Annotated in this window: 21 protein-coding genes and 1 other RNA gene; 10 read left to right on the forward strand and 12 right to left on the reverse strand. The window is 63.9% G+C overall.

All coding sequences use genetic code 11. The features are described from left to right. Nucleotides 1–107 precede the first annotated feature (107 nt). Nucleotides 108–1,049 (forward strand): GGDEF domain-containing protein, encoded by a 942-nt coding sequence (locus DZK26_RS11995; RefSeq protein ID WP_181935627.1) that lies wholly within the window; start codon nucleotides 108–110, stop codon nucleotides 1,047–1,049. A gap of 28 nt (nucleotides 1,050–1,077) precedes the next feature. Here DZK26_RS11995 and rpiA read toward each other — a convergent pair whose 3' ends face one another. The 6 genes from rpiA to DZK26_RS12025 form a co-directional block, all read right to left on the reverse strand. Next, complete coding sequence (gene rpiA / locus DZK26_RS12000) at nucleotides 1,078–1,731, reverse strand: ribose-5-phosphate isomerase RpiA (protein ID WP_116898987.1); 654 nt, start codon at nucleotides 1,729–1,731, stop codon at nucleotides 1,078–1,080. After that, on the reverse strand, nucleotides 1,728–2,189 hold the full coding sequence (locus DZK26_RS12005) for an EVE domain-containing protein (RefSeq protein WP_116898986.1): 462 nt from the start codon (nucleotides 2,187–2,189) through the stop codon (nucleotides 1,728–1,730). The genes rpiA and DZK26_RS12005 overlap by 4 nt, the downstream gene beginning before the upstream one ends. Nucleotides 2,190–2,232: 43 nt before the next feature. Next, the gene (locus tag DZK26_RS12010) at nucleotides 2,233–2,826 is read right to left on the reverse strand and encodes a 5-formyltetrahydrofolate cyclo-ligase (RefSeq protein ID WP_116898985.1); all 594 of its coding nucleotides are present in this window, start codon (nucleotides 2,824–2,826) and stop codon (nucleotides 2,233–2,235) included. A gap of 36 nt (nucleotides 2,827–2,862) precedes the next feature. Continuing rightward, nucleotides 2,863–3,049: non-coding RNA, 6S RNA (gene ssrS / locus DZK26_RS12015), on the reverse strand. Nucleotides 3,050–3,061: 12 nt separating this feature from the next. Continuing rightward, nucleotides 3,062–3,361 carry a cell division protein ZapA gene (locus DZK26_RS12020; RefSeq protein WP_116898984.1) on the reverse strand — a complete coding sequence of 100 codons (300 nt, stop codon included), beginning with the start codon at nucleotides 3,359–3,361 and terminating at the stop codon, nucleotides 3,062–3,064. Nucleotides 3,362–3,365: 4 nt separating this feature from the next. Further along, nucleotides 3,366–3,590 (reverse strand): TIGR02449 family protein, encoded by a 225-nt coding sequence (locus DZK26_RS12025; protein ID WP_116898983.1) that lies wholly within the window; start codon nucleotides 3,588–3,590, stop codon nucleotides 3,366–3,368. Between the two features lie 127 nt (nucleotides 3,591–3,717). Here DZK26_RS12025 and DZK26_RS12030 point away from each other — a divergent pair, with 127 nt between their 5' ends. Genes DZK26_RS12030 through DZK26_RS12050 form a run of 5 tightly spaced genes read left to right on the forward strand, consistent with a single transcriptional unit; the run spans nucleotide 3,718 to nucleotide 8,842 of the window. Next, nucleotides 3,718–4,257 (forward strand): UPF0149 family protein, encoded by a 540-nt coding sequence (locus DZK26_RS12030; protein ID WP_116898982.1) that lies wholly within the window; start codon nucleotides 3,718–3,720, stop codon nucleotides 4,255–4,257. Between the two features lie 13 nt (nucleotides 4,258–4,270). Continuing rightward, nucleotides 4,271–5,572, forward strand: coding sequence for an aminopeptidase P N-terminal domain-containing protein (locus DZK26_RS12035; RefSeq protein WP_116898981.1), 1,302 nt, complete (start codon nucleotides 4,271–4,273; stop codon nucleotides 5,570–5,572). Further along, a complete protein-coding gene (locus DZK26_RS12040) occupies nucleotides 5,569–6,762 on the forward strand; it encodes an FAD-dependent monooxygenase (RefSeq protein WP_116898980.1) in 1,194 nt (397 codons plus the stop codon). The genes DZK26_RS12035 and DZK26_RS12040 overlap by 4 nt, the downstream gene beginning before the upstream one ends. After that, entirely contained in the window at nucleotides 6,759–7,952 is a 1,194-nt protein-coding gene (locus DZK26_RS12045; protein WP_116898979.1) for an FAD-dependent oxidoreductase, read from the forward strand. Before DZK26_RS12040 ends, DZK26_RS12045 begins: the two co-directional genes overlap by 4 nt. Further along, nucleotides 7,949–8,842, forward strand: coding sequence for a DMT family transporter (locus DZK26_RS12050; RefSeq protein ID WP_116898978.1), 894 nt, complete (start codon nucleotides 7,949–7,951; stop codon nucleotides 8,840–8,842). The genes DZK26_RS12045 and DZK26_RS12050 overlap by 4 nt, the downstream gene beginning before the upstream one ends. Nucleotides 8,843–8,937: 95 nt before the next feature. On the opposite strand, the gene ung is transcribed toward DZK26_RS12050, so the two are convergent. Beyond that, a complete protein-coding gene (gene ung, locus DZK26_RS12055) occupies nucleotides 8,938–9,621 on the reverse strand; it encodes a uracil-DNA glycosylase (protein WP_116898977.1) in 684 nt (227 codons plus the stop codon). Between the two features lie 169 nt (nucleotides 9,622–9,790). Between ung and DZK26_RS12060 the strand changes: the two genes are divergently transcribed. Next, on the forward strand, nucleotides 9,791–10,819 hold the full coding sequence (locus tag DZK26_RS12060) for an NAD(P)/FAD-dependent oxidoreductase (protein ID WP_116898976.1): 1,029 nt from the start codon (nucleotides 9,791–9,793) through the stop codon (nucleotides 10,817–10,819). 138 nt (nucleotides 10,820–10,957) lie between these two features. On the opposite strand, the gene DZK26_RS12065 is transcribed toward DZK26_RS12060, so the two are convergent. The 4 genes from DZK26_RS12065 to DZK26_RS12080 all read right to left on the reverse strand — a co-directional run bounded on the left by DZK26_RS12065 (nucleotide 10,958) and on the right by DZK26_RS12080 (nucleotide 15,976). Further along, the gene (locus DZK26_RS12065) at nucleotides 10,958–11,515 is read right to left on the reverse strand and encodes a YceI family protein (protein ID WP_116898975.1); all 558 of its coding nucleotides are present in this window, start codon (nucleotides 11,513–11,515) and stop codon (nucleotides 10,958–10,960) included. Beyond that, nucleotides 11,500–12,060 carry a cytochrome b gene (locus DZK26_RS12070; protein ID WP_116898974.1) on the reverse strand — a complete coding sequence of 187 codons (561 nt, stop codon included), beginning with the start codon at nucleotides 12,058–12,060 and terminating at the stop codon, nucleotides 11,500–11,502. The genes DZK26_RS12065 and DZK26_RS12070 overlap by 16 nt, the downstream gene beginning before the upstream one ends. 58 nt (nucleotides 12,061–12,118) lie before the next feature. Next, a complete protein-coding gene (gene dapA, locus DZK26_RS12075; protein ID WP_116898973.1) occupies nucleotides 12,119–13,012 on the reverse strand; it encodes a 4-hydroxy-tetrahydrodipicolinate synthase in 894 nt (297 codons plus the stop codon). 84 nt (nucleotides 13,013–13,096) lie between these two features. Beyond that, on the reverse strand, nucleotides 13,097–15,976 hold the full coding sequence (locus DZK26_RS12080; RefSeq protein WP_116898972.1) for a M14 family zinc carboxypeptidase: 2,880 nt from the start codon (nucleotides 15,974–15,976) through the stop codon (nucleotides 13,097–13,099). Nucleotides 15,977–16,198: 222 nt separating this feature from the next. Here DZK26_RS12080 and DZK26_RS12085 point away from each other — a divergent pair, with 222 nt between their 5' ends. After that, a complete protein-coding gene (locus tag DZK26_RS12085) occupies nucleotides 16,199–17,443 on the forward strand; it encodes an aminotransferase class I/II-fold pyridoxal phosphate-dependent enzyme (protein ID WP_220337236.1) in 1,245 nt (414 codons plus the stop codon). A 21-nt stretch (nucleotides 17,444–17,464) separates the two neighbouring features. Continuing rightward, complete coding sequence (locus DZK26_RS12090) at nucleotides 17,465–19,489, forward strand: M3 family metallopeptidase (RefSeq protein ID WP_116898970.1); 2,025 nt, start codon at nucleotides 17,465–17,467, stop codon at nucleotides 19,487–19,489. 32 nt (nucleotides 19,490–19,521) lie between these two features. Here the strand turns inward: DZK26_RS12090 and DZK26_RS12095 are convergent, their stop codons facing one another. Then, a complete protein-coding gene (locus DZK26_RS12095) occupies nucleotides 19,522–20,418 on the reverse strand; it encodes a GGDEF domain-containing protein (protein ID WP_147306707.1) in 897 nt (298 codons plus the stop codon). A 143-nt stretch (nucleotides 20,419–20,561) separates the two neighbouring features. On the opposite strand from DZK26_RS12095, the gene DZK26_RS12100 reads away from it, so the two are divergent. Next, complete coding sequence (locus tag DZK26_RS12100; RefSeq protein ID WP_116898968.1) at nucleotides 20,562–21,338, forward strand: crotonase/enoyl-CoA hydratase family protein; 777 nt, start codon at nucleotides 20,562–20,564, stop codon at nucleotides 21,336–21,338. The last annotated feature ends 1 nt before the right edge of the window (nucleotide 21,339 follow it).

Here is a 21,339-nt window from a genome sequence, read left to right on the forward strand (position 1 = left end):
ATTGGGGGAACAATATGCCGTCCAGCCAGGATTCCGACCCGGGGCCAGCCCAGCGACACCTCCAGTCGCTCGAGTGGCCTGTAGGGCTGGCGCGGCGCAGTATCGAAATGACGGTAATGAACTACTGCGGCATCACGACCGTGGTGGTCGTCACCGGCTTCGTATTCTATCGCTACTTCACCGGCGACACGGCCGGCGCGCTGATCAACGCGTTCATCGTCGTGATGATGACCACCGTCCTTCTGATGGGACAGTCATCGCGATTCCGGAAGGCCGCCCTGATCCTGTTCGGTTTCATCATCAGCCTCTCCTGCCTGCTGAGCGCCTTGCTAGTCAGCCCCAACGGCCTGCTCTGGGCCTATCTGGTGCTGTGGATCAACTTCCTGGTCCTGCCGCGCAGCTTCGCGATCGGCTGCAACCTGATACTCACCGTTACGCTGACCGCCAGCGTCGGGCTATTCGACTCTGTACTTCATCAGATCAGCTGGTTGACCGTGGCCGTCTTGATCTCAGGCTTCGGGCTGGTGTTCACCAACCAGCTTCGCGAGCAGCGACGCATGCTTTCGGAACTGGCCACACTGGATCCACTGACCGGTGCCGGCAATCGCCGGCTGATGCAGCACGACCTGGAAAAGGCCGTGGCCGAACGCCGTCGCAGCCGACGACCGGCGACGCTGATGGTGCTCGACCTAGACCACTTCAAGCGCATCAACGACACGCACGGCCACGAAGCCGGCGACAAGGTGCTTTCGGAGTTCGTGGCGGTCCTGCACAACGCGCTTCGCACGGAAGACGGGCTCTATCGCCTGGGCGGCGAAGAATTCGTGGTGCTATTACGCGATATGGATGCCGAGACCGCGAAGTCCAATCTCGACGATTTGCATCGTCGCCTGAGCGGAAAGGTGGACGGCCCCGACAGCCCCCTGTACTTCTCTGCCGGAGCGGCCGTTCTCAAGAACGGTGAAAACTGGTCAAAGTGGCTCGCGCGCGCCGACCACGCCCTCTACAGTGCCAAACGCGCCGGACGGAACCGCCTGATCATCGCCTGAAGACACGAAACCGGTGGGAAAACCCGTTTCAGCGCTCCTGTACGCCATCCTCGGTTGCAACCAGCACGACATCGGCGCCGCGCCGGGCGAACAGGCCGCAGGTGACGACGCCGGGAATCTGGTTGATCTCGGTCTCGACCTTGACCGGATCCACGAGGTCAAGGTTGCGCACGTCGAGAATCAGGTTGCCGTTGTCGGTGGTGAAATCCTCGCGCAACTCCGGCCGGCCGCCCATACCGACGAGCTTGCGCGAGACCATCGCTCGGGCCATGGGAATGACCTCGACGGGCAGCGGAAAATCGCCGAGCACGTTCACGCACTTGGACTCGTCGACGATGCAGACGAACCGCCTACTGGCCGCAGCGATGATTTTCTCGCGGGTGAGCGCCCCGCCGCCGCCCTTGATCAGGCGCCTGTGCTCGTCAACTTCGTCAGCACCGTCCACGTAGACTTCCAGATCACCGGTGTGGTTGAGGTCGACCACGCGCACGCCGATCGCCTTCAAGCGCTCGGTGGTCGCCTCCGATGAAGATACGGCCGCTTCGAGTCGCTTTCCGGAGGCGGCCAGTTCGTCGATAAAGGCGTTGACCGTGCTGCCCGTCCCGACGCCGAGTGTCATGCCGTCCTCGACATACTTCAGGGCCGCGCGGGCGACCTCGATCTTGAGTCGTTGCTTGCTCATAGCTTTTCCATTCCCATGATGTAGTCCCAGTGGGCCTTGTCGACCGGCATGACCGACAGCCGGTTGCCCTTGCGTATCAGCGGCAGCCCTTCCAGGGCCTCGCCGTGCTCCTTGATCTCGCGCAGTGGGATGGTGCGCTTCGTGCGCCGCTTGAATCTGACGTCGACCAGCATCCAGCGTGGGTCGTCGGGATCGCTTTTCGGATCGTGGTACTTGGAATCCGGATCGAATTGCGTCGGGTCGGGGTAGGGCTTGCTCGCCACCTCGGCGATGCCGACGATGCCCGGCTCCTTGCAGTTGGAGTGGTAGAAGAAAATCTTGTCGCCGATTTTCATGTCGTCGCGCATGAAGTTGCGCGCCTGGTAATTGCGCACCCCGTCCCAGGGTTCGGTGCCGACGCGCTCGAGATCGTCGATGCCGAAAACGTCGGGCTCGGATTTCATCAGCCAGTAGTTCATTACTGAGTGTTAAGTGTGATGTGTGGAGTGTGAAGTGTGAAGTTTACTTGAACCATTGCAGGCCTTGCTCGGTCACGACGCCGTCGAGGGGAATGTCCCACTCGTCCGTCGGCAAGGTTTCCACCTCCTGCACGGCGTAGGCGACACCGATAAGCCGCGGCAGTTGGCCGATGCGTTCCCGGCGAAAGGCAAAGGCGCGATCGTAGAAGCCCGCGCCCATGCCCAGGCGGGCCCCGTCCGGCGCGAACCCCACCAGCGGCATCAACACCAATTCAAGCGCCTTCGGTTCGAGGCGGTCGCCATCGACCGGCTCGGGAATACCGAAACGGTTCGGCGCCATGTCATTATCGGGTCGCCAGTGACAGAAGTGCATGCGCCGTCCACGGACGACCGGCAGGCACGTCTCGTGACCGGTTTCGTGCAGCTTCGCAAGGGCCGGCATCAGGTCGGGTTCGCCGCCGTGCGCCACGAAGCCCGCGATTCTCTGGCAACGCGACTGTGTACACAACTGGAGAATGTTCCGCCCGATTGCGGAATCATGGGACTTCCTGACCGAAGACTGGAGTTCACGACGCCGTTTGATCAGAAGTCGGCGCAAATCGGCCTTGTTGTCTGGCTCGGCGTATTCGGAATCCATGGCGGGAGGATTTGCCCGGCGGGAATATAAGGAGCGGCGCTCTCCACACGTGCCGCTGCAGGTCGGTGACCTTGAACCAGAGGTTCAGGTGGGTTGGCTCTTCCAACCTTTAGGCAATTCGCTTGAAAAGCGGACTGCACACCAGCTGGAAAGTCGCCATCCCGAGGTCGATAAGTAGGGACAAGGCATCTTACGTTCCTGCTGGCGAACACCGCAGAGAGCGCCTACCCCCAGTCTAGTCCTGCTCCAGGGCCCGATCAAGCCGATCGGCCAAATCGCGCACCCTCGAGTCAACCTGGTCGCGCCGGTCGTGCATCTGCTGGCGCAACTTGAGCACTTCTTCGGCCAGGTTGAGTGCGGCCATGACGGCGATCTTGTCCATCGAGGAAACCTTGCCGGAATCGCGGATCTCGCGCATTTGCTGGTCGAGAAACAGGGCTGATTCCATCAGCGTGCGACGCTGGTCCGGCGTACACATGACGCGGTATTCGCGGTCGACGATGCGGACGGTGACCGGTTCGGGAGACTGGCTCATGGCGTTATCCTGCGTTTTCCAGCGCCTTGAGGCGCTCGATCATCGCCTCGACCCGCGTGCGGGCTTCCTCGTTGCGCTGCACCAGGGTGGCTCGTTCGGCCACCAGCGATTCCTGCCGGGCCAGCAGGGAACTGTTCTCGTCTTCCAGGCGCTCGAGGCGTTTGAACAACTCCTCGAGGCGCTGCTCCAGCCGGTCGATGCTGCGAACGGTATGCTCCAGCGAATCCATGTCGGGGTCCCCGTTTCGAAAACTTTCAAGGGGTTAATCATAGAACCTGTCAAGCCGCTTCACAACTCCCCGATTAAGACCACCCCGAGTGATAAACTGAGCAACCTGACTTTCAGCACCCGAATTCATGACGACCGAACAGGAATCCAAGCTGGCCTGGCTGCTGGCCGTGGCCGCCGACAGCGCGCCCGAATCCGTGGCCGAAACCCACGCCGTGGTCACCGGACTGATTTGCGGCAAACCCGACCAGGACGAAAGCGAGCTGGCCACGCACCTGGCCGCCCTGCAGATGGGCGACTGGACCTCCGAGCGTATTCTCGACCAGCTCGGCCCGGCCCTGAACCAGCTTCGCAGCGAGCTGGCGTCGGAGAACATGGACTTCCAGTTGCTGCTGCCCACCGAAGACCGGCCGCTGGCCGAACGCACGCGTTGCCTGGCGCACTGGTGCTCGGGCTTTCTCACCGGCTTCGGCGCCGCCTCCCCCACCATCCGGTCCGAAGAGGCCAGTGACGCGCTGCGCATGATCGAGCAGATCGCGCGCGCAGACACTGACCCGGAATCCGACCAGGAAGCCGAGGAAGGCGCCTACATCGAACTGGTCGAGTTCGTACGCGTGGCCATCCTGATGCTGCGCGAGGAATGCCGGGCCGGCGCCACGAAACACTGAACCCTTACCGGTCATGATCAAGAGCGATGAATTCACCCGCCGCCGTCAGCGGCTGATGGAAGAGGCCGGCAACGAGGCCCTGATCGTGCTGGCCGCCGCGCCGGAGCGGCTGCGCAACGGCGACGTGTTCTATCCCTACCGCCAGGACAGCGATTTCCTCTACCTGACCGGCCTGGACGAACCCGAGGCCGTGCTGGTACTGCGCCCGGGCCGCAACGACGGTGAACAAATCCTGTTCCTGCGTGAACGCAACCCGGATCGCGAGCGCTGGGACGGGCCGCGCCTGGGACTCGACGGCGCCATCGAACGACTGGGCATGGACGACGCCTTTCCCATCGGCGATCTCGATGAAATTCTCCCGGCCATGATGGAAGGCTGTGACCGGATCTATCATCTGGTCGGCAAGGATGTGCAACTCGATCAGCGCATCATCGGCTGGCGCAACCGGCTGCGCGCGGAGCAGCGCGGCACCCACGGTCCCGGCGAAATCGTCGCGCTCGAACCGCTGCTGCACGAGCAGCGCCTGATCAAGTCGCGCGACGAGATCCGCTGCATGCAGCGCGCGGCGAAGATTTCCGCCGCCGCCGTCACGCGCGCCATGCGCGCCTGCAAGCCGGGCATGAACGAAAGCGAAATCATGGCCGAGCTGTACTACGAGTACATCCGCAACGGCTGCCCGGCGGCCTATCTCCCGATCGTCGCCGGCGGCGCGAATGCCTGCGTCCTGCACTACATCCGCAACGACCAGCCGCTGTCCGACGACGGGCTGCTTCTGATCGATGCCGGCTGCGAGTTCCAGGGCTATGCCGCCGATATCTCGCGAACCTTTCCCGTCAACGGGCGATTTTCCGGACCGCAACGGGATCTCTATGACGCCGTACTGGCCGCCCAGCATGCCGCCATCGATCGGGTCCGGCCGGGCGAGCCTTTCGAGGCCTTTCACGAGGCCGCCGTGGAAACGCTCACCCGCGGCCTGATCGACCTCGGCCTGCTGGACGGAAACCTGGAGGAGAACCTCGAAAAAGCGCATTACCGCCGCTTCTACATGCACAAGACCGGCCACTGGCTGGGCCTGGACGTGCACGACGTGGGCGACTACCGCATCGACGAACAGTCGCGCGTACTCGAAAAGAACATGGTGACCACTGTCGAACCGGGGCTCTACATCGACGATGGCGAAGACATCCCCGAGCATTTCCGCAATATCGGCATCCGCATCGAAGACGACATCCGCGTCACCGATAACGAGCCCGAGAACCTGACGTCGGCGGTTCCCACCGACCCGGACGAGATCGAGGCGCTCATGCGGTCATGAGTGATTTCGACGTCATCATTGTCGGCGGCGGCCTGGCCGGCTCGGCCCTGGCGATCGGCCTGGCGCAGGCCGGAAGCCGGGTCGCCCTCGTCGAGGCGTTCGAGCCGAAGGCGCAGTCGCGGCCGAGCTTCGACGATCGCACCCTGGTGGTCAACGCCGCCTCGCTCAACATCCTGTCGAACCTGGGCATCCTCGACGACCGTCTCACGACCTGTGCGCTCAAGCGCATCGAGATCAGCCGTGCCGGTGCGCCCGGCCACCTCTCGCTCAGGGCCGAAGAACACGGTTGCGAGCGCTTCGGCGCCGTCATCGTCGCGCGCGAGTTGGGCGCGGCCATGCTTCGCCGACTCGAGGCGCTCGGCACCATCGAATCGCTCTGCCCGGAAAGGCTGGCAGCCATCGATGCCGATGACGAACACATCGAGGTCGAACTGGAAAGCGGCAAGCGGCTACGTGGGCAGCTGCTGGTCGGCTCCGACGGCACCAACTCCACCGTCCGCCGCCTGGCCGGCATCGACAGCACGCGCCACGACTACGGCCAGTCGGCCATGATCTTCAACGTCCACTGCCCCGGTCGCCAGGCCGACACCGCCTGGGAGCGCTTCACGCCGGTCGGCCCGCTGGCCCTCCTGCCGCAGCCCGACGAACGCCTGGGCGTGGTCTGGATCGATCGCAACGAGCGAATCGAATCCGCCCTCGCGCTGGACGACGAGGCACTTCTGGAGCGCCTCGAATCTCGCAGCGGCCGCGCAGCCGGCGGCTTCGTCTCTCCCGGCAAGCGGGTGAGCTACCCGCTGGCGCTTACCCGTACGCCCTGCCCGCTCGGACGGCGCGTGGTCCTGGTCGGCAACGCCGCCAACACGATCCATCCCGTCTCGGCCCAGGGGTTCAACCTGGGTCTGCGCGACGTCGCGGCCCTGGTCGATCATGCCGGAGCGTCCGACGATCCCGGCCACGACGACGTGCTGTCGGCCTGGCTCGCGGACCGACAATCCGATCAGGCCGCGACCGTGCGCTATACCGACACCCTGGCGCGGGCCTTTTCGAACCCGTCGTCGATCATGCGCCTGGGCACCGGCCTGGGCCTGTTCGCCCACGCCGCCGTACCGGCGATGTCGGGACGCCTGGTTCGTGCCGCCATGGGTTTTCGTGAGCCGGTCAGTTCCCTGGCCGCCGAGGTTCGTCGATGAAAATCGATCACGACATCGTCATTGCCGGCGGCGGGGTCGCCGGCGCCACGGCCGCGGCCCTGCTGGCGCAGGCCGGCCAGCGCGTCGCCCTGATCGACCGGCGCCGGCCCGAAGATCCGGACCCGACCGCGGATTTCGACCCACGCGTGGTCGCCATAGCGCCCGGCTCGGCCGCCGTGCTACGCGCCGCGGGCGCCTGGGAATGCCTGCCGGCCGAGCGTCTCGGCCCCTACGACCGCATGCAGGTGCATGCCGACGGCGGCGAGATCGAGTTCCGGGCTTCCGAGCACGGCCTGGCCCATCTCGGCTGGATCGCGGAAGTGCCCTGGCTTCAGGCTTGTTGCTGGCAGGCGCTGGCCGGTATGGAAAGCGTCGAGTTGATCGCGCCGGCCGGCGTGAAGGACTTCAGCCAGCGCGAAGACCACGTCCGCGTCGAACGCGACAACGGCAAGACCCTGCGCGCCCGGTTGCTGGTGGCCGCCGACGGCGCACACAGTCGGCTCCGCCAGATGGCCGGTATCGAGACGGAAATTTGGCACTACAACCAGCGCGCCCTGGTCACGCACGTCACGACCGAGCGGCCCAACGCGGGCATCGCCTGGCAGCGCTTCACCGAGCACGGCCCACTGGCCCTCCTGCCCCTGGCCGACGGCCGTTCCTCGGTCGTGTGGTCACAACCCGAACGCCGCGTAGCCGAGTTGAAATCGCTCGACGAGGCCGCGTTCCTGGCCGACCTCAACGATTGCCAGGACAGTCCCTTCGGCATGGCCACCGCGGCGACCCGACGTTACGCCTTTCCGCTCATCCGTCGCCAGGCAAAGTCACTGGCACAAGGCAGATTCGCTCTGCTCGGCGATGCCGCGCGCAACGTCCATCCCCTGGCCGGGCAGGGTCTCAACCTGGGCCTCATGGACGCCGCCGCGCTGGCAGAAGCACTGGCCGATTGGACCGGAAACACCGACCCGACGCGAGCGCTCAGACACTACGAGCGCTGGCGCATCAGTGGCGGCAGCGTGGTCGCCGGCGGCATCCACGCCATCAACGAATTCACCCGCGCCGGTCCCGGGCGAAGTCTCGCCGGCCTCGGGTTCTCGGTTGCAGGCAAGCTGTGGCCGTTGCGCGAGGCATTTGTCGAGCACGCCTGCGGTCTCGATCGCGACAGTCCCGGGCTGGCCCGTAGCGCCCGATGAACACGCCCTCGCCCCTCAAGGCCGCGCTGCTGGTACTCGCAGGCGCCATCATGCTCAGTTTCGCAGCGATTTTCGCCCGCTTGACCGGCATGCCGCCGACGACCTCGGGGTTTTACCGCATGGTCTTCGGCTGCCTGGCCTTCGCCACCCTGCTCGCCCTGCGCCCGGAAATGCGGGTGGGCTGGCGTGACAACTGGATCGGCTCCCTGCTGATCGGCGCCTTCTTCGCCGCCGATATCTGGTTCTGGCACCGCGCCATTGACTACATCGGCCCGGGCCTTTCGACCCTGCTGGCCAACTTCCAGGTCTTTCTGCTCACCGCCATCGGCGTGATCTGGATGCGCGAACGTGTCGGCTGGCGCTTCGCCTCCGGCCTGGGGCTGGCCATGGGCGGCCTGTGGCTGCTGTTCGGCCGCGACTGGGCCAACCTGCCGCCCGACTATCGCGTGGGCGTCATCCTGGGCCTGCTGACCGCGCTGGCCTACGCGCTGTATCTTCTCAGCCTCCGGGGCTTCCAGATACGCCACGGCCATATCCGACCCGAGGCCAGGCTATTGCAGTCAACCCTGTTCTGCGGCCTGATCCTGGGTCTGGCGAATCTGCTCGAGGGTAATTCCTTCGACATCCCGACCTGGCAGGCGCTGGCCTCATTGATCGGCCTGGGCGTGGTCTGCCAGGTGCTCGGCTGGCTATCGATCACCCGCGGCATGCCCTTCCTGCCGGCCGGAATAGTCGGCTTGCTGCTGCTCATCCAGCCAGCCTCCTCGGTACTGTGGGACTACCTCATCTTCGGCCTCAGGCTGGACGCCTGGCAGCTGACCGGCATCGGCCTGGCCCTGATCGGCATCTACCTCGGTCTGCGCTCGGCTTCGAGGCGAAAGCTTGGGTAGGTCGGGGTTATATCCCCGACGGACGACATGGAGGATCTGTACGCACGTAGCTGATGCGTGTCGAGATCCGATAAGGCGTCCGTCTCCGACAAGGTCTAAAGACGCCAGTCGATCGGCGCCACGCCCCGGCTTTCGAGCCACTCATTGGCTTTCGAGAAATGCCGGCAGCCGAAGAAACCGCGGTGGGCGGACAGGGGCGAAGGGTGCGGGGCCTTCAACACGAGATGGCGCTGGCGATCGATCCCGGCGCCCTTCTTCTGGGCCTGGCTGCCCCAGAGCAGGAACACCACGTTCTCGCACTGCTCGTTGACGGCGCGCACGGCTGCGTCGGTGAACTGTTCCCAGCCCTTGCCCTGGTGCGCGCCGGCTTTGCCACGCTCAACGGTGAGCACGGCGTTGAGCAGCAGCACGCCCCGGTCCGCCCAGGCCTGCAGGCAGCCGTGATCGGGCGGGGGATAGCCGAGGTCGGCCTCGATCTCCTTGAAGATATTGACCAGCGACGGCGGCGGGCGCACGCCCTTCTGCACCGAAAAGCAAAGCCCGTGTGCCTGTCCCGGTCCGTGATATGGGTCCTGCCCCAGGATCACGGCCTTCACTTTCGACAGGGGCGTTGAGTCAAGCGCGTTGAAGATCTGCGACCCCGGTGGATAGATGGTGGCCCCGGCCTGCTTGCGTTCCAGCAGAAAGGCGCGCAGGCGCTTCATGTAGTCCTTTTCGAATTCATCGCCGATGGCTTCGAGCCATTCGGGGTGGAGTTTGATGTCGCGTTGCTCAGTCATCTCGGAGTCTGTTGTCTGTGATCTGTAGTCTGTGCATCTGCCCGATAATAAATCAGACCACTGACCACTGACCACTGATCACCGATCACGGACTCACTGGCAACTGAAAAAGCCCCACTCCCGGTTATCATAGACAACGCAACTCGAATCGAACTCGCGGAGTCATTCCATGCCCATCCAGACCGATGCGGTCATCGTCGGCGCAGGCCCGGTCGGCCTGTTCCAGGTTTTCGAACTCGGCCTGCTGGGGTTGAAGGCCGAACTGGTCGATTCCCTGCCCCAGGTCGGCGGCCAGTGCGCCGAACTCTATCCCGAAAAACCGATCTACGACATTCCCGCCTGGCCGGTGATTGGCGCGCAGGAGCTGGTCGACAAACTGATGCAGCAGATCAAGCCTTTCCATGCCGGGATTCATCTCGGCCAGCGCGTGGAAAAGTTCGAAAAGCGCGAGGATGGGCGCTTCACCGTGGTGACTTCCGCGGGCACGGAGTTCGACGCCGGCGCGGTCATCATCGCCGCCGGGCTGGGTGCCTTCCAGGCCAGAAAGCTCAAGGCCAAGGGCATCGACGAGGTCACCAGCGACCAGATCCACTACAAGGTTACCGATCGTGAGTATTTTCGCGACAAGCGCCTGCTGATACTGGGCGGGGGTGATTCGGCGCTGGACTGGACCATGGATCTGGCGGAAATCGCCGCCTCCGTCGACCTGATCCACCGCCGCAACGAGTACCGCGGTGCGGCCGCCTCGGTCGAGAAAGTGCGCGCACTGGCTGCCGAGGGCAAGGTCTCTGAACGCCAGGGCATCATCACCCAGGTGCACAGCGAGGACGGCCGCTTCACGGGCTTCGACATGATGGACCTCGAGCGCAACAAGTTCACCGTCGAGGGCGACGAGGTTTTGGTGTTTTGGGGCCTGGCGCCAGACCTGGGACCGATCGCCGACTGGGGCCTGGACCTGGAGAAAAAACAGATTCCGGTCGATACCGAGAAATTCCAGACCTCGATCGAGGGCGTATTCGCCATCGGTGACGTCAACACCTACCCGGGCAAGAAGAAATTCATCCTCTCAGGATTCCACGAGAGCGCGCTGGCAGCATTCGGCGTGCAGAAACACGTCTACCCCGAGCAGCGCCAGTTCGTGCAGTACACGACTACCTCACCGATCATGCACAAGCGGCTCGGAGTGGCAGAAGAATGATTCCCGGGCTGCATTAACCATTCGGAGCCATTCCAATCTTGGGGCAATGACTGAAACCGAAAATTTTCAAATCACAAGCACCAAATTCGAAACAAATTCGAATGACCAAAACGGTCACGATCCGCGGTGACCGACTCTTTATCCCCCAGAGTATGGCTGGAGTTGCAGCTCGAATTCCAGGTCGACGCGGTTGCGGATGAAATCGGTGTCCTCGAAATCCTCGTCGCCGGTGCCAACGTTCCAGTCCAGGCGCATGATCTCGGCACTGCCGCTGAGTACCGGCGGCTTGTCGTCCGAAAGCCGTAGCCGCACCGTCTGATCGCCGGTAATGCCGCGCAGGGTTAGATCGCCCTCGGCAACGAAAGCCTCGCCATCGGCACGAATATCGGTACTTTCCCAGGTCGCTTCGGGATACTCCTCCACGTGGAAGAAATTCTCGCCGTGCAGTTCGCTGTCGCGCTGGCCGTCACCAGTATCGGCGGAGGCGGTCTTGACGACCACATCGATTCCGGCGCTCTCCAGGTCGCGTGCGTCCATGCACAAAGATACCTTGAACTCGCCGAACTCACCGGTGAATCGGTTGCCTTCGGCCGCGCCGATGAACTTCAATTCACCATCTTCCTGGTCCGCCCGGAAACAGTCGGCCAGGCTCAATCCGGGCAGCATCAGCAGTGCGAGCATCATTCCTTTCGCCATATCGGCAGCATCCTTTTCAATACATCATCCTTGCGCCAGAAGTGGTGGTGCAGCGCGGCCAGCGCGTGACCGATGGCGACGATCGCCAGCGTGTCGGTGAGCCACTCATGCGTGCTTTCGAACAGTTCTTCCAGTTCCTCGCCCTTCGCCACGATGCTCGGGAAATCGATCGGACCCCACCAGTAGTCACCGTAGCCTGCAGCCGAGGAATAGGCCCAGCCCGAAAGCGGAATGGCGATAATGAGGCCATACAACAACCAATGACCCGCGTGGGCGGCGTTTTGTTCCCAGCGCGACATGTGTGCAGGCAGCGGCGGCGGGCGGTTGAACAGCCGCCAGAATAGTCGCAGCAGCGCCAGGAAAAGGATGGTCATGCCTATGGTCTTGTGCTGCGTGACCAGCTCGAGTCGATCGCGCAGACCGTCGATCTCGTCGATGCGCCAGGCCCATATGAACTGGACGATGATCAGGACCACGATCAGCCAGTGAAAGCCCTGGCTCACCAGTCCGTAGGCACGTTCGGTATTACGGAACGGTGCCCTCACGCAAGCACTCCTCTTCGGTTTTCCGTCACGACACTATAGTGCTTACGTAAAAATGCCGTCAGTCCATCAACCGCATTTCTCTCAAGATCACCTCAAGGCGTTGCCGACTGGCCTCGGTCAGCGGCGCCAGCGGGCTTCGCACATCGCCGGCATTCAGGCCGCATAGGTTCATCGCCGTCTTGATCGGAACCGGGTTGGTCTCGATGAAGGCGGCCTTGAACAGAGGCAACAATTCGAAGTGGATGGCGCGGGCGGTCTCGAAATCACCCTTTTTCGCGGCATCGACCAGCGCCACCATGCGCTCGGGGACCAGGTTGGAGACCACCGAGATAACGCCGTGGCCGCCGATACTCATCAACGGCAGTGTCAGCGCATCGTCGCCGGAAACCACCCAGAAGGGATCGTCGCCATGATGACAGAGACAATCGATGACATCGCCCATCTGTCCGATATCGCCGGAAGCTTCCTTCACCGCGATGACCTCGGGAATGCGGGCGATCTCGGCCATCGTCTCGGTCTCGACATTGACCGCCGTTCGACCCTTGATGTTGTAGACGATAATCGGCAACCCGCCGCCGTCTGCGATTTCCCGGAAGTAGCGCAACAGGCCGGCTTGTGAGGGCTTGTTGTAGTAGGGGGTGACCACCAGCGCCCCGTCGGCGCCGGCCTCCCGGGCTTCGCGCGTGGTACGAATGGCCTGCTGAGTATTGTTGGAACCCGTGCCGGCCCAGACCTGCACCCGACCGGCGACTTTTTCGACCGCGTAGCGAATGACGCCGTCGTGCTCGGCATTGAACATCGTCGGCGATTCGCCGGTCGTGCCCATCGGCACTACCCCCGACACGCCGGCGGCAATCTGTTTTTCCAGCAACTCGCCGAGCGCGTCGTAATTGACTTCCCCCGACTCGTCGAGGGGCGTGACCAGGGCTGTATAGACGCCTTGTACCTGCACGATATCGCTCCGTGATGTGGTGGTGGAACTCAATGGCCTAGCATAACGCCGGAACCCGCCGCGAAGCGACGGGTCCGCCGTCAATCAAGGCAGGGTAACCGGCTGATCCGCACCCAGACCGGGACCGAGGATCAGCGCGTTCTCCAGAATCCGCATGGCACCGATCTGTGCCGCGCGGAATGCCGGCGGGTGGGCAAACAGGATAATCTGACCATCCCCCACCGATTCGCGCGTGACCCAGGCGCCGTTGGCAATGCGCTCGCGCGCCTCCGGCCATAATAGACCTCCGGCCCGCACGCGCAGTTCCCGGCCTTCGGGGACCGGCGACCAGCCGAGCAAGCGGGCGTTCTTGTCGGCTTCCGTGTACACGCCCATGCGCAGCGGCGCCTCGACCGGTGGCTTGCTCATCAGCACCGGTGAGTCGGAAAACAGGCCGGTCAGGTACTCGCCCGTACCGGCGGTCAGCCAATGCTCCTCATCGTTGCGCGCGGCCACCAGCGCGCCCGAGGGCATGAAGAGACGCTGCCAGTCATCCCGGCGCTTGCGAGCATCCGCCGACGGCAGGCTGTCGTCCCGGCCTTCCCAGGGAAGCGCGGTCGCTTCGGCGGCATGACTCCAGATCGAGTCGGGAAGGGGATCGTGACGGGCCTGCCACTCCCGGTACAAGGCATCCTGGTACTCGCCGAGATCTTCCTCTACGACCTGCGACAACGTGCGCACCGAAATCAGTGGCTCTTCACCCGCGGTCAGACCCCGGGCCGCGCTGCCGACGGCAATCAGCGTACCGCCGGCCTTCACCCACGCTTCGAGTTCCCCGGCAAGCGCGTCGGGCAGGCTGCCGCCCCGGCGATCGGGCAGGTAGAGGGTATTGTAGCGGCGCAGGTCAGCGCCGCCGAGCCGCCCTTCGTCGAGATGGCTGTGGCGAATGCCGAGTCGATGATCCAGCAGGTACCAAGCGGCGCCGAAATCAAGCATGTTGCTGCTGCCGCGCCCGATTAGCGCAATCTTCGGTTGCTGCAGTAATTCCCAGTAGCCGCCGCCGAGGTCCGCCTTTTCGCCCGGCGCCCGGCCGTGTCCGACCGGCTCTACCGCCAGGCCCAGCTCCCCGGCTGCGTCGACTACCTGTTGCTGCCAGTCGTCCAGATCGCGATTGTCGTCACGGGTGACGGCGATCGAACCGACCGGTAGCTCGACCCCTTCCAACTCGGACTCGCGGGTGTTCGCGCGCACATTCAGGCCGCGCTCCATCAGCCGGGCGGCCAGGGCCACGCTGCGGTCGTCATCACCCGATGCAACAAGCGCGATGGCGCCATCGGCTGTCCCGGCATCACCCTTGACGCGGACCGGCTCGATACGTTCGATCGAACGGGTCAGGTGCTCGGGTACACTCAGCGCCTCCAGGTCGAACATCATCGGGATGTTCCAGCCGGTGGTGTCGTAGAGCGTACTGCGGCCTTCTTTCAGAATACTCTCGCGCTCGGCTTCCAGCGCCGACTCGCCGATGTGCGGGTCGAACTCGAACATCGCCGCCACCAGGCGTGCCTCGGGCTGGCGATTGCGGATGACGATGGAACCGGCCGGAAGCGTTACACCGCGCCGATCGCGACCCAGTCGATCGGTCACTCGCGAAACACGCAGGTCTTCGGTCAGGCGGTGCGTTTCGATCTCCTGGATAGCAAGCAACCCGAGCAGTTCATTCATGCGGCCCTGGTTGGCCGTGGGCGGAAAGACAAAGCTGCGCTCCCCGTAGGGTCCGCGGCCGGAAACGAGGGCGGCCTTGTCTTCGGCAAAGGCGGTCAGCATCTCCCGGCGGTTCTCGCGCAGGGTTTCCAGGTTGGCGAAGGTCGAAAGCACCTGATGATGTACCGACTGCCGGTAGCTGAGCAGATGGCTCGGTCGCTGCACGCCATCGTCGGCGATGCGTGCCTGTTCATAGAGTATGCCGTGCGCACCGCGAAGGGCGGCCCATGCGTCCGAATACCCCGGAAACCAGTTCTCGTTCCATTCGCCCGAATAGTAGGGATAACCGAACTCGTCGAAGGCGGCGGCCTGGTCGTCGGCAAAGCGGTTGCCCATGTCACTGCCCTGGTGCGGCAGGTGCGGGTTGTAGGGCTCGCGCGGGGGTGAGAACAGGAAGGTGTCCTGCGAGCCCATCTCGTGGATGTCGACGAACAGCAGCGGCTTCCAGTTGATGACATGCGGAATGCGACCGCGCGTTTCGGGCTGGCGAGCGTAGAGCCAGTCGCGGTTGAGATCGAACAGATAGTGGTTGCCCCGGCCATAAGGCCAGTAGCCGCTGTGTACCAGCGACTGGTCGTCGACATTGGGCTGCTCGCCGCGCGACTGGTGCACGCCGTTGACGAAGCGCATCCGGCCGTCGGGGTTCATGTTGGGATCGATGATCACCACCAGGTCTTCGAGCAATTCGGCGGTCGCCTGCGAACGGTCGGCGGTCAGGTGGTAAAGCACTGCCAGCGAGGCGTCCGAGCCGGAGCTCTCGTTGCCGTGGATCGAGTAACCGAACCAGCCCACAGCCGGCAACTCGTCAATCAGCCGCTCAGGCTCCCCGGTGGAAGAGTCACGCGGATCGGCCAGTGCGGCCATGCCCTCCTGAATCTCTTCGCGGCGCGCGAGATTGTCAGGCGACGACACAGCCAGGTAGACCAACTTCCGACCCTCGAAGGTCTCGCCGTACTCGACCAGCTCGACCCGGTTCGAAGCCTCGGCCACCCGGCGCGCATACTCGAGAATCTGGCTGGAAGTTGCGACCTGCTGCCCCACCGGGAAGCCCAGCACGGACTGCGGAAGGGGGATAGCGGGATCATGGTCGGCGCTGTCGGGAAACAGCGAATACGGATAATCCAGCCCGGCCAGCGGAGAGGGTGTCGGCTCGGGATAAGGCGTCTGCGTCTCGGCCAGCGCCAGCGGCGCCAGCAAGACGGCAAGCAGTAAAACTCTCGACATCGGTGTTCTTTCCTCGGGGCATTCGGATAGGTGGGATTAGAAAGATTAACGCATCTGCATCAACGAAAGTGATTCCACCCACCCAATCGGGTATTCCATCGTCTCCCGTTTTAATTGAAGTTTCTTTATCTGTGTTCATCCGTGTTCATCTGTGGACGAATTTTCCATCAACGAAACCTCGCCACATTTCTGAAGGCTCGCCGAAACGGTATGATTACCCGCATGAAACCGTCATTCCAGACCGCCGGCCGGCTCGAGGCGGTGCGCTACGAAATTCGCGGCGCGCTCGCCCGGCGTGCGCGCGAACTCGAGCAGCAGGGCAACGACATCCTGCATCTCAATATCGGCAACCCCGGCGCCTTCGGATTTCGAACCCCCGAAACCATGCGCCGCGCCGTGATCCGCAACCTGCCCTTCTCCGAGGGCTACGGACCGCAGGCCGGGATCTTCCCGGCGCGCGAGGCGGTAGCGATGCAGTTCCAGGCGCGCGGACTGACCGATACCCGCTACGACCAGGTCGTGATCGGCAACGGGGTCTCCGAACTGGTCGACTTGACCCTGCGCTCGCTGCTCGAACCCGACGACGAGGTGCTGGTGCCGGCGCCGGATTATCCGCTGTGGACCGCCGCCGTCATGCTCAACGGCGGCAAGGCGGTGCATTACCAGTGCCGGGAGGCGGACGGTTTCCTGCCCGATGTCGCGCGAATCGAGGAACAGATCACGCCGAAGACGCGCGCAATCGTGGTGATCAACCCCAACAACCCCACCGGCGCTGTTTACCCGGAAGAAACGCTGCAGGCGCTGTCCGACCTGGCGACGCGTCACGACCTGATCATCTTCTCCGACGAAATCTACGACAGCATCTGCTATGAAGATGCGCGCTTCGTGCCGATGGCGCCGCTGGCGCCCGAGACCCTGTGCGTGTCCTTCGGCGGCTTGTCGAAGGTCTACCGCGCCTGCGGCTGGCGCGTGGGCTGGGCGGTCTTCACCGGCGCCCTGGAACGAGCCGAGGACTACATGCTGGCGGTCGAGAAGCTGGCCGCGCTGCGCTTGTCGGCAAACGTGCCCGGCCAGTGGGCGGTGCAGACGGCACTGGGCGGCTACCAGTCGATCGCCGACCTGGTCGGTCGCGAGGGACGGCTATTCGAATCGCGCCAGGCCGTGGTCGAAGCCTGCGAGAAGAGTCGCTTTCTCGAACTGGTCAAGCCGATGGGCGCAATGTACGCCTTTCCCTCGGTGCGCACGGACATTTTCGGCGAATTCGACGACCATCGCTTCGCCGCCGAACTGCTCGAACACAAGCACATCCTGATCGTGCCCGGCTCGAGCTTCAACATCCCCGAACGCAATCATTTCCGGATCACCCTGCTGCCCGAGGCCGAACAACTCACCGAGGCTTTCGAACGCATCGAGGATCTGCTCGAGGAGCTGGCCGACGAGCCGCAGCGCATCCGGGCTGTCAAGTAAGCGACATAACTCAGGAACATCATGGATAATCCTCTACTGGCCGACGGGCTGCCGGCCTTTTCGAGCATTCGCCCCGAACACGCCCTGCCGGCCATCGAGCAGCGCCTGGCCGAATATCGCGGCGTCATCGAGCAAATCGAAGCCCTGGGCGACGAGGTCGACTACGACAACGTGGTCGTGGCTGAAACGCTGGCCGACAATGCCCTGGCCAACACCTGGTCGACCATCTCGCACCTGAACTCGGTCACCAACACGCCCGAGTGGCGCGAAGCCTACGAGGCCTGCCTGGCGCCGATGACGCGCTTCGACACCGAGCGTGGGCATAATCGAAAACTGTGGGCGGCCTACAAGGCACTGGCCGATCGCGACGACTTTGCCGATCAGATTGCCTCCCTGAAAGCCACCATCGAGCACGAGCTGCGCGACTTCCACCTCGCCGGCGTCGACCTGCCCGAAGCCCAGCGCAAGCGCTTCGGCGAGATCAGCCTGCGCCTGTCGGAGCTGGGCAATCGCTTTGGCAACCACGTGCTCGACGCCACCGAAGCCTACAGCGAGACCTTCGACGATGCCGAACAACTCGCCGGCCTGCCCCAGGCCGAGCTCGACCTGCTCGCCGGTATGGCGCGCGATGCCGGACAGGACGGCTGGATGGCGAACCTCAGCTTCCCGGCCTTTCGTGCCATCTTCACCTATGCCGACGATCGCAAGCTGCGCGAGCGCTTCCACCGCGCCTTCGCCACCCGCGCGTCGGAGACCGGCCCCCAGGGGGGCGAGTTCGATAACGGGCCCGTCATGCGCGAGATGCTGGCTCTGCGCGATGAGCAGGCGAAGCTGCTCGGATTCGAGCATCATGCTGCCATGCAGCTTTCCACGCGCATGGCCGATACGGCTGAAGAAGTGGATGCTTTCCTCTGCCACCTGGCCGAGCGCGCCCGGCCGCAGGCAAAAGAACAGCTCGACGAACTGAACGAATTCGCCGCCGGCCTGGGTGCCGAAACACCGCTGGCGCCCTGGGACATCACCTACTACAGCGAAAAGCTGCGCGAAGAAAAGCTCGGCATCAACGAATCCATGCTCAAGCCCTGGTTTGAGCTCGAGCGTGTTTTCAATGGCCTTTTCACCACGGCCGGGGCGTTGTTCGGGCTGCGATTCGAAGGCGACGACAGCATCGACACCTGGCACGAGGACGTGCACTACTTCAACGTGCTCGACGAAACGGGCCAGACCGTGGCCGGCCTGTACCTGGATCTCTACAGCCGGCCACGCAAGTCCGGCGGCGCCTGGATGGATGTATGTCGTGCACGCATGCTCGCCGGCGGCGTCGAACAGCTGCCGGTCGCTTACCTCACCTGCAATTTTGCGCCCCCTTCGGAGGGTCACCCGAGCCTGCTCACCCACGACGACGTGGTCACGCTCTTCCACGAGTTCGGCCACTGCCTGCATCACCTGCTCACGCGCATGGACCTGCCCGGGGTGGCCGGTATCAACGGCGTGGAGTGGGACGCGGTGGAGCTGCCCAGCCAGCTGATGGAAGGCTGGGCCTGGGAGGCCGATGCCCTCGAGCGCTACGCGCGCCATGTCGATACCGATGAGCCGCTGCCGGAAAAACTGATCGCCGGACTGAAGGCCGATCAGCAATTCCAGGGTGCCATGGCCCTGGTTCGCCAGATCGAGTTCGCGCTGAGCGATCTCGCCCTGCACACCCGATCCGATCCCGACCCGATCGCCATCCATCGTGAAATCCACGAGCGCGTCGCCGTGCTCCCGATGCCCGAATACAACCGCTTCCTGATGAGTTTCAGCCACCTGTTCGACGGCGGCTATGCTGCTGGGTACTACAGCTATCTCTGGGCGGAACAGCTGGCCCGCGACGCGTTCGAGCTGTTCAGGAAAGAGGGCTTGTTCAATACACGAACCGGGCACAAGCTCGCGCACGAAATCCTCGAGGTGGGGTCGACTCGACCCATGCAGGCATCCTGGCAGGCATTCAGGGGGCGCGACCCCGAACTCGGTCCCCTGCTGGCCTCCTACGGAATCACCGCATAGCAAGCTTAAAAAAAACGGTCGCCCGATACTTCCTAACAGACGCGGTTTCGGCCCGAGGACTTGGCCTCGTAAAGCTGCCGGTCGGCGGCCTGGAGCAGTTCGCTGATGCTTTGCATGTGCGATTGCCAGGTGGCCACGCCTGCTGACAGCGTGATGGTGTGGTCCGCTTCTCCGATGCGGAAAGTTTCCCGCTCGACGGCTTTCCGGATGTCCTCGACCAGCAGCCGGGCTTCCTCCAGTGCGGTATCCGGAAGAATCAGGGCGAACTCCTCGCCGCCGATTCGCGCCAGGGTGTCGCTACCCCGCACCCGGTCAGCGGCGATAGTGCTGAGCCGCTTCAATACGCTGTCCCCGGCGAGGTGACCGTATTCGTCGTTGATGTCCTTGAAGAAGTCCAGGTCGAGAATGACCAGTGCGAGTGAATAGTCTTGATCGCGCCGGGCTCGAGCTGCTTCCTTCTCCAGCACGGCCATGGCGTGGCGGCGATTGTAGAGCCCGGTAAGCGTGTCGCGGATGGTGCTCTCGTGCAGCTCCGAATGATAGCCGGCTTCGATATTGCCTTCGTCGACGAACTTCAGCACCGTCTGGCTGACGCGAACCAGGTCGCCGTCGCGCAGCGGGGCGCGTTCGATCTGCTCGTCATTGAGCCAGGTGTGGTTGGTCGAACCCAGGTCCTCGATCCAATAGCGCCCCTCCTTCAAGAAGACGCGGCAGTGGTAGCGCGAGATGCTTCTTTCGGAAATCTGGAAGTCGGCGTCCATCGCCCGGCCGATCGTCAGCGGCTCTTCGCCCGGAACGATCCTTGAACCCAGGCGTGCGCCGCGGATGATGACCAGACAGGACTCGTGTCCTTCGTTTCCCGTCCGGCCGGTCTCCGCCAGAACGGTCTCGCCGTCCGTGGGGGGCTGTTGTTCAGATCCCTTGTTCAACACAATCCTCGTGAGCGCAGCGTTCGCGCTTTTTACGCCCGTTCATGTTCCAAAACCACAGTGTAGCGCGAGCGGAATGATCCTGAAGCAGGGAAACCTTCCCGGTAGGATAAACCCCGAAAATCACGATGAGGTGTCGAACGATGAGCGTTTCCGTGGACCAGCAGGGTCAAGTCACCATAATCACGATCCATCGTCCCGAGCGCCGCAATGCGGTCGACAGCATCACGGCGCGGGCGCTGGACGAGGCGTTCACCGCATTCGATCGAGATCCGGCTCAGCACCTCGCGATCCTGACCGGCGCCGGCGGCAGTTTTTGTGCCGGCGCCGATCTTCGGGCCGTTGCAGCCGGCGAAGACACCGCCCGACGCGTCGCACCCGAACAGCCAGGCCCGATGGGTCCAACCCGGCGCCAGCTGTCCAAACCGGTGATTGCCGCCATCGAGGGCCACGCGGTTGCCGGCGGACTGGAACTGGCCTGCTGGTGCGATCTTCGGGTCGCCGCGCAATCGGCCGTTTTCGGCGTTTTCTGCCGCCGCTTCGGCGTACCGCTTGTCGATGGCGGAACCGTGCGCCTGCCCCGCCTGATCGGCCACTCGCATGCCATGGACATGATCCTGACCGGGCGCGGCGTTGACGCCGCCGAGGCGCTGCAGATCGGTCTCGTCAACCGCGTTGTCGACGACGGCCACGCGCTGGACGCGGCATGCGAACTGGCCGAATCGATCGCGACCCTGCCGCAGCAGTGCCTGCGCAATGATCGCCGCTCGGCCCTCGAGCAGTGGAGCCTGGGCGAGCGAGACGCCCTGGCTCACGAGGCACAACTGGGGGTGGCGACACTGGCGTCCGGAGAGGCCCGGCAGGGCGCCGGGCGCTTTGTTCGCGGGGACGGACGCAGTGGCCGCCCGCTCGAAGACTAAA

The sequence above is a fragment of the Wenzhouxiangella sp. 15190 genome (genome assembly GCF_003417465.1).
GTDB lineage: Bacteria > Pseudomonadota > Gammaproteobacteria > Xanthomonadales > Wenzhouxiangellaceae > Wenzhouxiangella.

Coding starts and splice junctions, on each gene's coding strand:
- DZK26_RS11995 (WP_181935627.1), top strand. CDS start 108: ATGACGGTAATGAACTACTGCGGCATCACGACCGTGGTGGTCGTCACC.
- rpiA (WP_116898987.1), bottom strand. CDS start 1,731: ATGAGCAAGCAACGACTCAAGATCGAGGTCGCCCGCGCGGCCCTGAAG.
- DZK26_RS12005 (WP_116898986.1), bottom strand. CDS start 2,189: ATGAACTACTGGCTGATGAAATCCGAGCCCGACGTTTTCGGCATCGAC.
- DZK26_RS12010 (WP_116898985.1), bottom strand. CDS start 2,826: ATGGATTCCGAATACGCCGAGCCAGACAACAAGGCCGATTTGCGCCGA.
- DZK26_RS12020 (WP_116898984.1), bottom strand. CDS start 3,361: ATGAGCCAGTCTCCCGAACCGGTCACCGTCCGCATCGTCGACCGCGAA.
- DZK26_RS12025 (WP_116898983.1), bottom strand. CDS start 3,590: ATGGATTCGCTGGAGCATACCGTTCGCAGCATCGACCGGCTGGAGCAG.
- DZK26_RS12030 (WP_116898982.1), top strand. CDS start 3,718: ATGACGACCGAACAGGAATCCAAGCTGGCCTGGCTGCTGGCCGTGGCC.
- DZK26_RS12035 (WP_116898981.1), top strand. CDS start 4,271: ATGATCAAGAGCGATGAATTCACCCGCCGCCGTCAGCGGCTGATGGAA.
- DZK26_RS12040 (WP_116898980.1), top strand. CDS start 5,569: ATGAGTGATTTCGACGTCATCATTGTCGGCGGCGGCCTGGCCGGCTCG.
- DZK26_RS12045 (WP_116898979.1), top strand. CDS start 6,759: ATGAAAATCGATCACGACATCGTCATTGCCGGCGGCGGGGTCGCCGGC.
- DZK26_RS12050 (WP_116898978.1), top strand. CDS start 7,949: ATGAACACGCCCTCGCCCCTCAAGGCCGCGCTGCTGGTACTCGCAGGC.
- ung (WP_116898977.1), bottom strand. CDS start 9,621: ATGACTGAGCAACGCGACATCAAACTCCACCCCGAATGGCTCGAAGCC.
- DZK26_RS12060 (WP_116898976.1), top strand. CDS start 9,791: ATGCCCATCCAGACCGATGCGGTCATCGTCGGCGCAGGCCCGGTCGGC.
- DZK26_RS12065 (WP_116898975.1), bottom strand. CDS start 11,515: ATGGCGAAAGGAATGATGCTCGCACTGCTGATGCTGCCCGGATTGAGC.
- DZK26_RS12080 (WP_116898972.1), bottom strand. CDS start 15,976: ATGTCGAGAGTTTTACTGCTTGCCGTCTTGCTGGCGCCGCTGGCGCTG.
- DZK26_RS12085 (WP_220337236.1), top strand. CDS start 16,199: ATGAAACCGTCATTCCAGACCGCCGGCCGGCTCGAGGCGGTGCGCTAC.
- DZK26_RS12090 (WP_116898970.1), top strand. CDS start 17,465: ATGGATAATCCTCTACTGGCCGACGGGCTGCCGGCCTTTTCGAGCATT.
- DZK26_RS12100 (WP_116898968.1), top strand. CDS start 20,562: ATGAGCGTTTCCGTGGACCAGCAGGGTCAAGTCACCATAATCACGATC.